At 70.1% G+C, this 14,281-nt stretch carries 12 protein-coding genes; 5 read left to right on the plus strand and 7 right to left on the minus strand.

Going from position 1 to position 14,281, the window contains the following annotated elements; genetic code table 11:
- Window positions 1-147: 147 nt before the first annotated feature.
- From ACWGJY_RS21810 to ACWGJY_RS21820, 3 genes are all read right to left on the minus strand, one after another.
- Window positions 148-414, minus strand: coding sequence for a hypothetical protein (locus tag ACWGJY_RS21810; RefSeq protein WP_453262485.1), 267 nt, complete (start codon window positions 412-414; stop codon window positions 148-150).
- Window positions 415-468: 54 nt separating this feature from the next.
- Window positions 469-1,209, minus strand: a complete 741-nt coding sequence (locus tag ACWGJY_RS21815) for a TetR/AcrR family transcriptional regulator (RefSeq protein ID WP_453262558.1) — start codon at window positions 1,207-1,209, stop codon at window positions 469-471.
- A 74-nt stretch (window positions 1,210-1,283) separates the two neighbouring features.
- Window positions 1,284-2,210: an AurF N-oxygenase family protein gene (locus ACWGJY_RS21820; RefSeq protein WP_453262559.1), complete on the minus strand. Its 927-nt coding sequence runs from the start codon at window positions 2,208-2,210 to the stop codon at window positions 1,284-1,286.
- Between the two features lie 225 nt (window positions 2,211-2,435).
- Here ACWGJY_RS21820 and ACWGJY_RS21825 point away from each other — a divergent pair, with 225 nt between their 5' ends.
- On the plus strand, window positions 2,436-3,545 hold the full coding sequence (locus ACWGJY_RS21825) for a ferritin-like domain-containing protein (RefSeq protein ID WP_453262486.1): 1,110 nt from the start codon (window positions 2,436-2,438) through the stop codon (window positions 3,543-3,545).
- 101 nt (window positions 3,546-3,646) lie between these two features.
- Here the strand turns inward: ACWGJY_RS21825 and ACWGJY_RS21830 are convergent, their stop codons facing one another.
- The 3 genes from ACWGJY_RS21830 to ACWGJY_RS21840 are packed head-to-tail and all read right to left on the minus strand — an operon-like array spanning window position 3,647 to window position 7,374.
- Window positions 3,647-4,132 carry an HD domain-containing protein gene (locus ACWGJY_RS21830; protein WP_453262487.1) on the minus strand — a complete coding sequence of 162 codons (486 nt, stop codon included), beginning with the start codon at window positions 4,130-4,132 and terminating at the stop codon, window positions 3,647-3,649.
- A 42-nt stretch (window positions 4,133-4,174) separates the two neighbouring features.
- Window positions 4,175-5,629: a penicillin-binding transpeptidase domain-containing protein gene (locus tag ACWGJY_RS21835; RefSeq protein ID WP_453262488.1), complete on the minus strand. Its 1,455-nt coding sequence runs from the start codon at window positions 5,627-5,629 to the stop codon at window positions 4,175-4,177.
- Entirely contained in the window at window positions 5,626-7,374 is a 1,749-nt protein-coding gene (locus ACWGJY_RS21840; RefSeq protein ID WP_453262489.1) for an FtsW/RodA/SpoVE family cell cycle protein, read from the minus strand. Before ACWGJY_RS21840 ends, ACWGJY_RS21835 begins: the two co-directional genes overlap by 4 nt.
- Window positions 7,375-7,630: 256 nt before the next feature.
- Between ACWGJY_RS21840 and ACWGJY_RS21845 the strand changes: the two genes are divergently transcribed.
- On the plus strand, window positions 7,631-8,125 hold the full coding sequence (locus ACWGJY_RS21845) for a DUF6624 domain-containing protein (RefSeq protein WP_453262560.1): 495 nt from the start codon (window positions 7,631-7,633) through the stop codon (window positions 8,123-8,125).
- Window positions 8,126-8,144: 19 nt separating this feature from the next.
- Here ACWGJY_RS21845 and ACWGJY_RS21850 read toward each other — a convergent pair whose 3' ends face one another.
- Window positions 8,145-8,537: a hypothetical protein gene (locus ACWGJY_RS21850; RefSeq protein ID WP_453262490.1), complete on the minus strand. Its 393-nt coding sequence runs from the start codon at window positions 8,535-8,537 to the stop codon at window positions 8,145-8,147.
- A gap of 764 nt (window positions 8,538-9,301) precedes the next feature.
- Between ACWGJY_RS21850 and ACWGJY_RS21855 the strand changes: the two genes are divergently transcribed.
- The 3 genes from ACWGJY_RS21855 to ACWGJY_RS21865 all read left to right on the plus strand — a co-directional run bounded on the left by ACWGJY_RS21855 (window position 9,302) and on the right by ACWGJY_RS21865 (window position 14,260).
- Window positions 9,302-10,588: a cytochrome P450 gene (locus ACWGJY_RS21855; protein WP_453262491.1), complete on the plus strand. Its 1,287-nt coding sequence runs from the start codon at window positions 9,302-9,304 to the stop codon at window positions 10,586-10,588.
- Between the two features lie 357 nt (window positions 10,589-10,945).
- Window positions 10,946-12,070, plus strand: a complete 1,125-nt coding sequence (locus tag ACWGJY_RS21860; RefSeq protein ID WP_453262492.1) for a beta family protein — start codon at window positions 10,946-10,948, stop codon at window positions 12,068-12,070.
- Between the two features lie 513 nt (window positions 12,071-12,583).
- The gene (locus ACWGJY_RS21865) at window positions 12,584-14,260 is read left to right on the plus strand and encodes an SWIM zinc finger family protein (protein ID WP_453262493.1); all 1,677 of its coding nucleotides are present in this window, start codon (window positions 12,584-12,586) and stop codon (window positions 14,258-14,260) included.
- Window positions 14,261-14,281 lie beyond the last annotated feature (21 nt).

The following is a 14,281-nucleotide window of genomic DNA, read 5'->3' on the forward strand; positions in this document are numbered from 1 at the left end:
GGTGCGGGACTGCTGCGCTTTACGTCCCGCACCCCACCACCTCCGGCCCGTCACCTCCGGCCCGTCACCTTCCGTGGGTGCCGCGGCTGTCCCTGGAGGGCGTGCGCGGGGTGTCTGCGGGCTTCCGGGGTGCCGCGCGCGGGCTGGTCAACGAGGCTTGCGCCAGGGCCACTTGGGGCCTTCGTCGGCTGTCTTCCCCGCGGGGTCGTACGCGTACTTCCACCCGCCCGGCAGCCCCAGACGGCCCACCCGCCCCGGGACGCGCCGGTAGACATGCACCGTCGGCGGGCGGTCGTCGTCCTGCGGCACCGGGACCTCGTACGTCTTCGGCGGCCGGCCGGTCATGCCGGCCAGTACGGGCAGTACCCGGCCGTCCAGCGGGCCGCCGACGAAGAGGGTGTTCTCGCTTCTCACGCCCCCAGTGTCACACCCGCCCTCAGTGTCACACCGCCACGGCGCAACCGCTGATCACAGCAGATGCGTGGCGTCGCTCACGACGGGCAGGATGCGGCGGGCCAGATCGCCGGCCGGGCCGTCGGCGGTCTCCAGCTTCAGCGCCGCCCGGGTCACCCGCGCGGTCTGCGGGTCGGTGGCCGCGGTGGCGGTCAGCAGCCCGATGAAGTGGTCGACCAGCCAGTTCCGCAGCTCGTCGAGGGTCGGCTGCTTGTCCTCGTCGAGCCAGATCAGCGAGGCGGCCTCCACGGCGGTGATCCACATCCGGACGGTCAGCCGCAGCCGCAGGCCCGGCTCCGGTTCGCCCAGATGCCGCAGGATCTGGTCCGCCGCGGCGCGCCGCACCTCGTCCACGATCGCGGACGTGCGGGCGGTCTCCACGACGCTGCCGCCCTGGAGCAGCGCGCTGAACCCCGCGTCGTGCTCGTCGACGAAGGCCAGATAGCGGTCCAGCGCGCGGGACAGCCGCCGGGTGAGCGGCCCGGTCTCCGGCTCGGCGAAACAGCGCTCCAGGACATCGGCCGCGCTGCGCAGCGCGGCCTCGTACAACTGCTGCTTGCCGCCGGGGAAGTAGCGGTAGACCAGCGGGCGCGAGACCTCGGCGGCGGTGGCGACATCGTCCAGCGAGACATCCTCCGGCGCGCGTTGTGCGAACAGGTCCAGCGCGGCGGTGAGGAGCTGGCTGCGGCGCTGCTCGACGCTCAGCCTGCGGTAGGCGGGTCGGGGTACTGCTGGGGCGGTGCCGCTGCCGTTCATGAACAGCAGCGTAACCGCCCCGGGTTCCGCCTCGTACAGGTGCTCGGGGCCCACGGGGTCCATGCCGCCCCGCCTCAGGCCAGCAGGCCCGAGCTGCGCCACAACCTGCGGCCCGTACCGCGCAGTACGCCGATCTCGTCCAGGAAGCCGGTCAGCCGCCGGGCGCCGGACTGCATCACCTCGCGGCGGTGGCCGCTGGCCTTGACCTGGGCGACGGCCTCGCGCCGGTCCAGCCCGACATTGCGGTAGACATCCGGATTGACGAAGGCGACGGAGAAGACCCGGGCCGCCTCGCCGGAGCTGATGCGGGTCAGCTCCTGCTCCCAGCGCGGCGCGGTGACCATTTGGCGGCGCAGCTCCTCGCGGGCGTAGCGCACATGCCGGGCCTCCTCGGCGACATGGATACGGGTCACTCCGCGCACGATGGACTGCACCCGCTCGTCCGGGAACGTCAGCCGCTGCATCCAGTCGAGGATCTCCTCGCCGAGCAGGGTGCAGGCGAACGAACCCGGGGTGGTGGAGAAGGTCTTCAGGACCCGGGCGAGGTGGTGGTTGAGCCGGGAGACCGGGTACGCCGGCGCCCCGCCCTTCTGGATCATCCGCGCGAACATCTTGGAGTGCCGGCACTCGTCGGCTATCTCGGTGAGGGCGTAACGGACGTGTGCGCTGGTCACCGGCTTGTCGTAGATGTGCCGCACGAGCAGTTGCATCAGGATGATCTCGAACCAGATGCCCAGCGAGGCGAGCGAGGCGGCCTCGTGCCGGGAGAGGTCCTGTTGCTGCTCCGTCGACATCTTCTTCCACAGCGGGGTGTCGTAGAGCGAGACCAGCTCGGGCGGCCAGAACCACTTGCCCTCTTCGAGGGGGGCGTCCCAGTCGAGTTCGGCGTCGGGGTCGAAGGAGTGCCTGGCGGAGGAGTCGAGCAACCGCTCGGCGACCTGTTCCCGGTCCTTGAGCGGACCGAGGGCGTCCCGCAGGCCTTCGGTGTCCGTCACGGTCATCTCGCTGGGCGCGCTCGTCATGGCTGTGGCTACCTCGCTCGTGGGTCAGGGGCTGCCCGGCGGAGCGGAGCCGGACCGGCCCAGCCCGCGGTCACCTCTTATGAGACTGCGTGTCAGCAAGGGCGTCAATCCCCCGCGCACGACTTATTGACCCGTCGGTAAGAAGCGTGTGAGCCTGCCAACGACCGCCCATGACAAGGCATTTGGCGAGCCGAGGAGGCGTCCGTGTCGACCCGAGATCTCTACGTACAGGACCCAGGCGACCGCGTGTGGAAGGTGCCCGCGTCCGGCGCGGCCCGCTTCAGCTGGGACTACGACGACGGACGCGACCGGCTGCTGGCCCTCTACCAGAAGGGCAAGGACAAGCAGTGGGACGCCACCTTGCGGATCGACTGGGGCCTGGAGGTCGACCCGTACGATCCGCTCGGCACCCCGGACGAGTCCATGTCCCTGTACGGCACCAGGTACTGGGACAAAATGACCGAGAAGGACCGCGGTGAACTGCGTCAGCACTACACCTCGTGGCAGTTCAGCCAGTTTCTGCACGGCGAACAGGGCGCCATGGTCTGCGCCGCCCGGATCGTCGAATCCGTCCCGGACCTCGACGCGAAGTTCTACTCCGCCACCCAGACCATGGACGAGGCACGGCACGCCGAGATATACAGCCGCTTTCTCCAGGAAAAGATCGGGATGCTCTACCCGGTCAACGACAACCTGCAGGCGCTGCTCTCCGACACCCTCAAGGATTCCCGCTGGGACATGCCGTACCTCGGCATGCAGGTGCTGATCGAGGGCCTGGCGCTGGCCGCCTTCGGCATGATCCGCGACACCACCACCAAGCCGCTGCCCCAGCAGATCCTGACGTACGTCATGCAGGACGAGGCGCGGCACGTCGCCTTCGGCCGGATGGCGCTGCGCGACTACTACAAGCAGCTCACCGACGCCGAACTGCGCGAACGCGAGGAGTTCGTCATCGAGGGCTGCTTTTTGATGCGCGACCGGCTGCGTGGCCTGGAAGTCCTGGAGAACTTCGGCATACCGCACGAGGAAGCCGCCGAATTCACCGAGAACTCCGAATTCCTGCACCTCTTCCGCAAACTGCTCTTCAGCCGCATCGTGCCCTGCGTGAAGGACATCGGCCTGTGGGGCGAACGTCTCCAGCGCGCCTATGTGGACATGGGCGTCTTCGAGATGGGCGACTCCCCTCTCGATCTGCTCATGGCCGAGGACGAGGAATTCGCCGAAAAGCTCGACGCGGAGCGCTTCGCGGCCGAGGAGGAGGCCCGTACGGCGGAGGTCGCGGCGGCCATCGCGGAGGGCGCGGCCGGGGACTGAGCGCCAGGGCCCCCGCAACGGCCGGGGAGGGGGAGCGGCGTCCGCCGGATCCCCCCCGGCGCCTTCGCCGCCGAGGGGCCGGCCCCGGGGGCTACCGCGGCCTACGGCTCGGACAGCCCCAACAGCGCCCGCACCCGCGCGTACTTCGCCGTCAGCCGCTCCCGCGTCGGCGCGTCCAGCACGGCCAGCCGCTCCGGATCGGCGTTGTGCGCGAGGTCGGACTCCTTGACCAGCAGCGCCCCGGGCGTGGCCAGAATGCGTGCGGTGTACTCCTCAACCGGTTCGTCCGCCCGCTTGGTGACGGCCAGGATCATCGCCCTGGTCGTCTCGCTCAGCGCCGCCCCGGCCAGCCACTCCCGGCTCAGCGCCCCGTCCTCGACCGCGTCGTGCAGCCACGCCGCGGCGATCTGCTCGTCGCTGCCGCCCCGCTCGCGGACCCCCGCCGCGACCGCGGCCAGATGCCCGGCATACGGGCGGCCCGCCTTGTCGGTCTGCCCCGAGTGCGTACGCCGGGCCAGCGCCTCCACCTCGGCCAGGGACAACAGCGGGGGCGGAGCAGGTTCCATGGACGGGATCGCATCAGCCATACGGCCATTGTGACGCCAGGGCCGGGCACCGCGCGAAGGGCCTCAGCCCAGCGCCGCCGCCATCACCGCCCGCGCGATCGGCGCCGCGCTCCCTCCGCCGCTGATGTCCGCACGGTCCGCGGCCGCGTCCTCGACCACCACGGCCACGGCAACGGCCGGCTCATAGCTGTCCTTCGCCCTCGCCCAGGAGATGAACCAGGCATACGGCGTGCCCTCGTTGTGCACCCCGTGCTGCGCGGTGCCGGTCTTGCCGCCCACCGTGACGCCCTTGATCGCGGCTCGCCGCCCGCTGCCGTGCTCGACGACGTCGATCATCATCTCCTGGAGCCGCTGAGCCGTGGCCGGGCCGGTCACCTCGCGGGTGGGCCGCGGCGGACCGCCCGTGACCATGACACCCCGGGCATCGGTCACCTTGTCGACGAGCGACGGCGACGTCAGCTGGCCCCCGTTGGCGACCGCCGCCGCGACCATCGCCATCTGGAGCGGTGTGGCGGCGGTGTCGTACTGCCCGATGGCGGACAGCGCGACCTGCGAGGCGTCCATCCGCGTATCGAAGTTGCTCGGCGCAACCGGCGAGGGGATACGCAGCCGGGGGTCGTTGAAGCCGAACCTCCGGGCCGTCTCCGCCATGCGGCGCAGCCCGATCTCGGCGCCCAGCCGCGCGAAGACGGTGTTGCACGAGGCCCGGAAGGCGTCCTTGAGGGGGGCGTCCTCGCAGTCCTTGGCGGCATTGCCGAGCCGGGTGTCGGTGCCGGGCAGCGGGTAGGGGTCGGGGGAGTCCGTAGGGGCCTCGATATCGGTGACCTTGCCGCTCTCCAGTGCGGCCGCCGCGGTGACGACCTTGAAGGTGGAACCGGGCGGATAGGTCTGCCGCAGAGCCCGGTTCAGCATCGGCTGCTGCTCGGCACCGTTCAGCCGGCGCCAGGCCGCATTGACCGCAGGGCCGTTGCCGGACAGCTCACCCGGGTCGTACGAGGGCGTGCTGACCAGCGCCAGGATCCGTCCCGTACGCGGCTCGATCGCGGCCACCGCGCCCTTCTTGCCGCCCAGCCCGTCGAACGCGGCACGCTGCATCCGGGGGTTGATGGTGGTGTGCACGCTGCCGCCCCGCCGGTGGGCACGGGTCAGCTGATCCCACCAGGGGAAGGTGGCGAGCCGGTCGTCGGCGCCGGAGAGGATGCCGTCCTCGGCGCTCTCCAGCAGGGAGGTCCCGTAGGTCTGCGAGGAGTAGCCGGTGACCGGCGCGTACAGCGGCCCCGCGGTGTAGGTGCGCTCGTAGCGCAGCCGCCCGCCGCTGTCCCGGGACCCGGTGACCGGCCGCCCCGCGACGAGCACGGCACCGCGCGGCTGTGCGTATCGGACGATCGGGCCCCGGCGGTTGGCCGGACTGGCGCCATAGCCCTCCGCCTCGAAGATCTGCACCCGGGCGGCGTTGACCAGCAGTGCCACGAGGAGGAGGAAGGAGAAGGCGGCGGTGAGGCGGATGCAGCGGATCAACGGCCGGCCTCCGGGGAGGGGGCGTCATCGAGGGAGGCCGGCGGCGGCGGATGCGGCGCCCGGGGCGCGCTCGGTGACCGGGAACCGTTCGGAGACCCGGGCCCGCTCGGTGACCCGGACCCGTTCGGCGACCCGGGCCCGCTCGGTGACCGGGAACCGCTCTGCGCCTCAGGCTGCCGTAGCTTGGCCGGCTTCATGAAGCCGGTCACCCAGCTCCCCGCCCCGAGCCCGGTGCCGCCGGCGGGAAGATCGGCCGCACTGCTCCTCCCGCTGTGTGCGGCAGCACTCCTGGCACCTTGCGCCGTAGGGCTCCTGGCCACGTCCGCCGCCGCGCTCACCGCCTGGCGCCCGGCCCGGCTCCCCGCAGGGTTCCTCGCCGTACCGCTTCCCTCCGGCCGTGGCATCCGCGCCCGGTTGCTGATCCGCAGCAGCAGCGCGACGATGATCCAGTTCGTGATGACGGACGAACCGCCCTGCGCGAGGAACGGCATCGCCATCCCCGTGAGCGGAATCAGCCCCATCACCCCGCCCGCGATCACGAAGACCTGGATGGCGGGCAGCGCCGCGAGTCCCACGGCCAGCAGACTGCCGAACGGGTCCCGCAGCGCGACCGCGGCGCGATAGCCACAGGCCACCAGCAGCGCATACAGCAGAAACAGCGCGGTCAGCCCGGCCAGACCCAGTTCCTCGCCGTACGTCGCCAGGATGAAGTCGGACTTCATGGCGAAGCCGATCAGATACGAGTGGCCCTGGCCGAGGCCGGTGCCGAACATCCCCCCGGCGGCGAACGCGAACAGCGACTGGGCGAGCTGACCGGCCCCCTTGCCCGCCGCGATCCCGGCGAACGGCTGTTGCCAGTCCTCGACCCGGCTGTGCACATGCGGCTCCAGCGTGCCGACGGCAGCCGCCCCGATGCCCGCCAGGATCAGTCCGATCGCGATCCAGCCGGTCCGCCCGGTCGCCACGTACAACAGGACGACGAAGATCCCGAAGAAGAGCAGGGAGGTGCCCAGATCGCGTTCGAGCACCAGCACGGCGACGCTGACCAGCCAGATCGCGACGATCGGTCCCAGCACCCGGCCGGTCGGGAGCCGCAGCCGCCACATCCGGCGCCCGGTGTGCGCCAGCGCGTCGCGGTTGACGGCGAGATAGCCCGCGAAGAAGACGGTGAGCAGCACCTTGGCGAACTCGCCCGGCTGAAGGGAAAACCCCGCGAAACGGATCCAGATCTTCGCCCCGTTGACGGCGGGAAAGAGAATCGGCGCCGCCATCAGCACGAGCGCGAGCGCCGCACAGACATAGCCGTACCGCTGCAGTACGCGGTGGTCGCGCAGCAGCACCACCACCGCCGTGAACAGCGCGACGCCGACGGCCGACCACATCAGCTGAGTGGGGGCGGCATGGTCGGCCGGGGTCTCCTGGTCGAGCCGGAAGATCAGCACCAGCCCGAGCCCGTTGAGCAGCACGGCGGTGGGCAGCAGCAGCGGATCGGCGTACGGGGCGCGAAAGCGCACGGCCAGATGCGCGAGGAGCGCGAGCCCACCGAGCCCGGCACCGTAGCGGACCGCACCACCCGGCAGGGCATGCCATCGGGCCAGCCCCACCACGACATACCCGCAGACGCTGATGAGTACGGCGCCTACGAGGAGGGCCAGTTCGACGCCCCGCCGTTCGGGCAGTGACGGCAGGGGTGGGGGAGTGTCCGCCGGGCGCGCGGCGGCCGTCGCCCTTGCCATTGCCGTCATGCCTGGCAACGTAGCAAGCAGCGGGCGCTATTTCCGTTATGTCGGATACGACGTTCGGGGCGTCCGCAGGCCCCCGGCATCCGGTCCGGCGCGGCGCATCCCGTGACTGAACGTTTTCGGCGTAGATCCAGTATCGCCGCGGACGGCCCGGCTTGTCACCGTTCTCCGGGACGATCTTCAAGGCGGCAGGGGCCTCTAGCGTGGTGGACCGGAACTGGCCCACACCCATGGAGCGAGCGTGACGAACGACAGCGGCATGACGGCATTGGCGGCGGAGCTGGTCCGCATGTCCCAGGCGGACCAGCAGGCCGCACCGGGCGGGAACAGCGAGAACCCCGCGGAACAACTGGCCTGGCGCCGCCTCACCGCGCAGCACGGTGACCGGCTCCACCAGATCATGGACGAGTGCGGCTGGCCGACGGCGGAGCTGGTCGGTGCGGATGCCGCCCGCGCCGCATGGCTGATCGCCCAGCACGCCGACCGGCAGCTCGATGTGCAGCGGCGCGCCCTCCGGCTCCTGGGGCAGGCGGTGGAGGCGGGCTCGGCGAGCCGCCGCGAGCTGGCCTTCCTGCGTGACCGGACGCGGGTGAACGAGGGCCGCAAGCAGATCTACGGCACCCAGATCGCCGGCGTCAAGGACGGCTCCCCCGTCCCGTGGCCCTGCGAAGACCCCGAGCGCATGGACGACATGCGGGCGGAGGCGGGCATCGAGCCCTTCGACGAGTACGTCGCCAAGTTCGCGATGACCTGAGGGCGAGCCCGGCTCTGTCTCAGCACCAGCGCGGGTCCTCCCCGTCGTTCACGATGTCGCGCGCGGAGGACCAGGCGTACGAGGCCTCACCGAGCTTGTACCAGACCGGGTTGCCCTCGATGCGCTGCCCGTTGACCCGGCAGACGATCCCCACCACGGTCCCGTACTCCTTCGAGCCGACCGGGCGGTAATGGGTGCTGGGCCCCGTACGCAGCACCAGCCCTTCCTTGGCGACCACGCGGCCCTCGTACGCGGCGAAGCTGTCGCCCTTGCCCTCGCCGTCGTCGGCCGCCAGGGCGGGGCCGGCCGCGACGGTCCCGGCCAGAGCGCCGGCCAGAGCGCCGGAGAGCACACCGGGCAGAAGCCAAAGGGCGAACGAACCGAACGTGCCGGACTTCGACTGCGGAAACATGCGCTTCCTCCTGCGAAGGGGGGAGTCCCGGGGGAGTCCCGGGGGCCCGGGGGAGTCCCTGCGGGGTGAATCGAGTGGAGTTGCCGGGCGCCACGTGACGGACGGGCCGGGGCCTGCGCCCCGCCGGTGCGGTGCCTGTCGCACCCTTCCCCGGCGGCGAGTGCGGCTTCCCTCCGCCGCGCGCCGTCCTCCGGCGCCGCGCCATGCCGCCTGCCTCGCTCCCTACTCACGCTAGAGAGGCCCCGGAGAGTCCGCAACTCATCACCATCCGTGACGAAGGGGGGAGGGGGCGGCGCCCGGCCGTCCGGCCCGAGGTCCTGACGGCGCACCGGAGCCACCTCGCCCTCAGTCGCCCCGCACATCCTCGGCCCCTGCCAACTCGCCCTCGATGAAACTGCGTTGGCGCGAACGGAACCGACTCCACAGCAGGGAAGGCGTGCCGGCCCACTGGACTAAGGGGAGAATCAGGGGCGTCCCAGGGGTCGCTCGGGGTCGTACCGGGTTGTTCCGCGAACGCGCCCAATGGCACTTTGTAAACTCGTCCAGACCGAAGAGAAGAAGGCCGAGGCCGAGCTCGTCACGCTGATGCGGACGACCGAAGACATCGGTCGATGGCATGGACCTGTGCCATGACCACCGTAAGCGAGGGGCTATGGCGTACGTCACACCCGTGCACGCCGAGTGGAGGTTCCGTGCGTCCCCGGCCGACTTGGGCCGCGGAGCGCGGGTGACCGTCCCCCTCGACGAAAGGCAGTATTAGCGTCATGACGACTCTCCGTTCCCGGATCATCGCCTGGGCCGGCCGTATGTATCTGGCGAGAACACAGAAGAAGGGCTTCGACCTGTCTCGAATGTCTTTCTTGCCCGAGTCCGTCCTGATGCCACTGCGGCGCGAGGGGCTCGATCCTGTGGGCGATTTGGGGGCCGTGCGGGAGCGGGAGCCCATCAGCAAGCTTCCCGTACCGATAGCCGCCAACGTCTGGCTGGTCACCGGCTACGACGAGGTCAAGGCGGTGCTGGGCAAGGCCAATGCCTTCAGCTCGGACTTCACCAACCTCGTCGGGAAGGCCGGCGCCGGTGCCGAACAGAACCCCGGTGGACTCGGATTCGCCGACCCGCCCGTGCACACCCGTCTCCGCCGTCTTCTGACGCCCGAATTCACCATGCGCCGCCTCGGCCGGCTCACCCCCCGTATCCATGAGATCGTCGAGGAACGCCTCGATGTAATGGAAAAGGCGGGGAAAAATGGCGAGCCGGTCGACATCGTCCAGTCCTTTGCCCTCCCCATCCCCTCCCTCGTCATTTGCGAACTGCTCGGCGTTCCCTACGAGGACCGCGCCGACTTCGAGCGGCTCAGCGCCGCCCGCTTCGACCTTTTCAGTGGCGCAAACGCTTCCTTCGGCGCCATATCCGAATCCCTTTCCTATTTCCGGGATATCGTCAAGAAGCAGCGTGAGAATCCGGGCGACGGCCTGCTCGGCATGATTGTGAAGGAACACGGCGACTCGGTCAGCGATGAAGAGCTGGCAGGCCTTGCCGACGGCGTCCTCACCGGCGGCTTCGAAACCACCGCCAGCATGCTGGCCCTCGGCGCCCTGGTCCTCCTCCAGGACCCCAAGCACTTCGCGGCCCTTCAGGACGGTGACGACGTCGTCGACGGGTATGTCGAAGAACTCCTGCGATACCTGACCGTCGTACAGGTCGCTTTCCCGCGCTTCGCCCGCGAGGACCTGGAAATCGGTGGCGTCCAGATCGCCGCCGGGGATGTGGTGCTGTGCTCCCTGAGCGGTGCGGACCGGGACGGCAAACTGGGCCCGGAAATGGAACAGTTCGACCCCACCCGCAACGTCCCCTCCCATCTCGCTTTCGGCTACGGAATCCACCGCTGCGTAGGCGCGGAACTCGCCCGTATGGAACTCCGCGCCGCCTACCCCGCGTTGGCTCATCGCTTTCCCAACATGCGCCTCGCCGCCAAGCCGGAGGATCTGGAATTCCGCAAACTCTCGATCGTCTACGGAATCGAATCGCTGCCGGTGCGACTGGACGGCTGACCGCAGCCGCCTTTTCCTACCCCCTCTGACCGGGCATGTGGCCGATGGGCCGGGTGCCCGGTCTTTGTTGGGAGATCTTCGTCAGGAATACGTCACGTGCGCCGCATGAACGCGCCGCAAAAATCGCTGCCTCGCAGCCGGTTCGCAGCCGGTTCGCCGAGAGCTGATCGCCGAGAGCTGATCACCGAGAGTTGATCACCGACCTGGGCCAACCGTGTCAAGGCACCTCGGACCTGCCGGCGCCTCATCGTGAGGACGGAAGGCGACCACTGGCCGGAATTGCGCTCTTTCGTCACCAGGCGTCCCCGTTCACCCTTCACACAAGGGCGATACGGCGGAGTCGATGGGGGAGCCGTGATGGTCGAGCCGCTCTACGTACCCGTGCTGCCGACGAAAGACAACGCGCTCCGCGCCTACGAATCCCTGGCGCCCTCGGTGCGGGCGAGGACGATGCCGCTGTGGACCCTCGCACCCAGAACGGGCCCTCGGCGCACACTGGGACACCGGCCTGCGGAGCAGCTCGATCCCGACCCGGCCGCTCTTGCCGAGTGGCTGCGTTGCAGGGTCGGCAAGGTCAAGAAGGCCCAGCAGGCAACCCCCGCATGGCTGGACGCCTTTCATGTGGAGGACGAGCCCGGTCCCGTCACCGCGGGCGTCCGGGAGATGTTGGCGGACAGTCCGTTGCGACCGGTGACAGGCGTCGAGCGGGCCGAGTGGCAGATGACTGCGTGCGCGGAGCTGGCGCGGGCGAGCGGCAACGGTCTGGGGATAAGGGTCCTCCTGAACGGTTTCGTCGACGAGCGACGGACCGACGCCGTTCAGGGCCTGCTCGACCACTTAGGAAGCCCGTCTGTCGCCGTCGATCTGCTGCTCGACCTGGGTGCCGTGACCGATGAACACCACTCGGCGGACAAGTGGGCACTCAGTGCCCTGGACTTGCTCGGGCCGCTGTACCGATGGCGCACCGTGGTGGTGATGGCGGGATCCTGCCCGAGCAGCCTGCCCGAGTGGTCCTACGCGCCGGCGGCGGAAGCGCACCGTTTCGACTGGGACATCTGGCACATGGTCCGGCATGCGCGGTCCGGGCACCCGCTCCCTGTGACGTACGGAGACTACGGGGCACATCACACCGGTGGTGCGGATCAGCCTTCGCACCGCGAGGGCGCCTCGCCGTGGTGCGTCCTGCGCTACACGGCGGAGCGCACCTTTCTCCTCGTCAGGACACCGGCCATGGGTGAGGGCCGGTCCGCTGCCGTTCGTTCGCTCGGCCGGCAGCTCGTCGAAGCGCATGACTTCCGCGGACCGGCGTTCAGTGCCGGGGAGCGATGGCTTCACGATTGCGCTCACGGAGCGGGAAGTACCGGCTCGGGTAACCCTGCCAAGTGGACCTGGGCAGGCCACATTCAGCACATGACATATGTAGTGCACACATTGCGCACCATTCCCGGACAGGCCACCGGTGCACTTCCGGTGGGCGACTGAGAGATGTTTGTATCGCACATAGGGTCGCGGAGACCGATGGAGGAGACACCGGGGAGTGCGCGTATGACGCAGACCGAGCAGCCGTATCCGGTGCCGGAGCTACTCACAGCGGTTCGCGCGGAATCATCCTCGACGGTGCGGTGCTCTGGCACGGTTCGCTCAATCTGCCGGCGAACGCGGGCCCGACGGAGCTGATGATGCGGTTCACGGATCCCGCGTCGTGCGAAGGGTCAGCCGGGTCATCGAGCGTGTCCGCAGGGACCGTGCCGCGCGGAACCCGCGGACCACGGGTGGCGGCAGCGCGCGAGCCGGCGGCACGACGGCTGGCTCCTCGCCCCCGCCAGGGGACGGCATCTCACCCGGCGATGTCGTCGACGGACGGCTCTGTCTCCAGGTTCCCTTCCCTTTGACGACAAGGACAATGGTGAATCCCCGTCTGCGGTCACATGAGGCGAACGGGACGCCTCCGGCTTCGGCCTGACAGTCTGGGGCCGGCCGCGCTTGAATCGGCTTATGTACCACGCCAGCTACACCGATACGCACATCCGTGAACTCGCCGGCCCGCGGTCGTACGAGCGGGGCCTCGACTACCTGGACGCCGTGAGCGGATTGCGCGCCGCGGCCGGCCGCATCACCGCCACCGTGCAGGGCATCGAGCGCTACCGCGTCGTACTCGACGGCGGTGCCCGCCTCCGGGCCACCTGCGACTGCCCCTACGGCGAAGACGGCCACTTCTGCAAGCACTGCGTCGCGGTCGCCCTCACCGCGCTGCGCGAGCCCGACCGTCTCACCGCGCTGTGCAAGGAAGCGGCGGCCTGCGACACCACCCTGCACGGATGGCTCAACGGGCTCGGCCGCGACGAACTGCTCGCTGTGCTGCGCGAACGGCTCGCCGAGGACGCCGACTTCAAGGAATTGCTGGCGCTGCGCGCCGCGATGTCCGACGGCGACACGACAGCCGTCCAAGCCGGCATCACCGCCCTGCTCGACCCCGCGGAGTTCAGCCAGTACGGATACCTCACCTATGCGGAAGTCCCTGGCTACGCGTCCCAGGTGACCCGCGCGGCCGACGCGATCCGGGACCTGGCGACGGCAGGCCGGGGCGCCGCCGCGGTCTTGGCGGCCCGCGCCGCGATCCACCGGTTGACCGGCGTGTACGAGACGGCGGACGACTCCGACGGATGCCTCGGTGACGCCGCAGCGGACCTTGAACGAGCCCATCTCGACGCGTGCGTCGCCGCACCGCCCGACCCCGATGAGACCGCCCAGTGGCTGATCGACCACTGCCTCGGTGACGGCGCCGAATACCTGGAGATCCAGCCGGCCGACTATCGCGACGTCCTGGGCGTCCAGGGCGTGGCCACGCTGCGGGCGCTGGGCAAAGAAGCCCTGAACCGCAACCCCTCCGGCTGGGCCGAGAAGTACCTCATGGAGTCCCTGGCACGTGCCGCCGGCGACCTCGACGAACTGATCGGCCTGCACGCCGCCGACCTCCATCCCGACGGATACACCCACCTGGTGGTCGCCGGAGAGCTGGACGCGGCGGGCCGCTCGGGCGAAGCCCTGGAGTGGGCGGAACGCGGCCTGCGGCACACCGCGGCCGAGGACGAATCCCCCCACCGCGGTCTCGTCGACTACGTGGCCGAACGCTACGCGCGAGACGAACGCACCGCCGACGCCGTCACCGTCCGCCGCGACCACTTCCAAACCGACCACTCCCTGCACGCCTACCGCGCACTGCGCACCGCCGCCCGCGCGGACGGCTCGTGGGACACCGAGCGCCCGCCCGCACTGGAACTGCTGCGCATCGACGCCGAAGAGGGCCGCAAGGCCCGCTGGGGCGGCGGCGCCGTCCTGATCGACGCGCTGACCGACGACGGCGATCTCGACGCGGCATGGACTGCCGCACAGGACCGGGCCCACCCCGCACAGTGGCTGCGGCTCGCGGACAGCTCGGCCGCCTCCCGTCCCGCCGACGCGCTCGCCGTCTACCTGCGGGCGGTCGAGGAGCGGTGCCGGTGCACCGGTGACGGCAATTACGCGGAGATCGCGAACCTGCTGGGCAAGGCCCGCGCCTGCCACGAAAGGCTGGGCACACCGGACGACTTCACCGCGTACCTGGCCGGTCTCCGCACCGGGCAGAAGCGCAAGCGCAACCTGATCCGCATCTTGGACCAGCGCGGACTGTGACCTGCGGGGCCGTCACCAGCC

It is taken from the genome of Streptomyces sp. NPDC054765, from assembly GCF_053612065.1.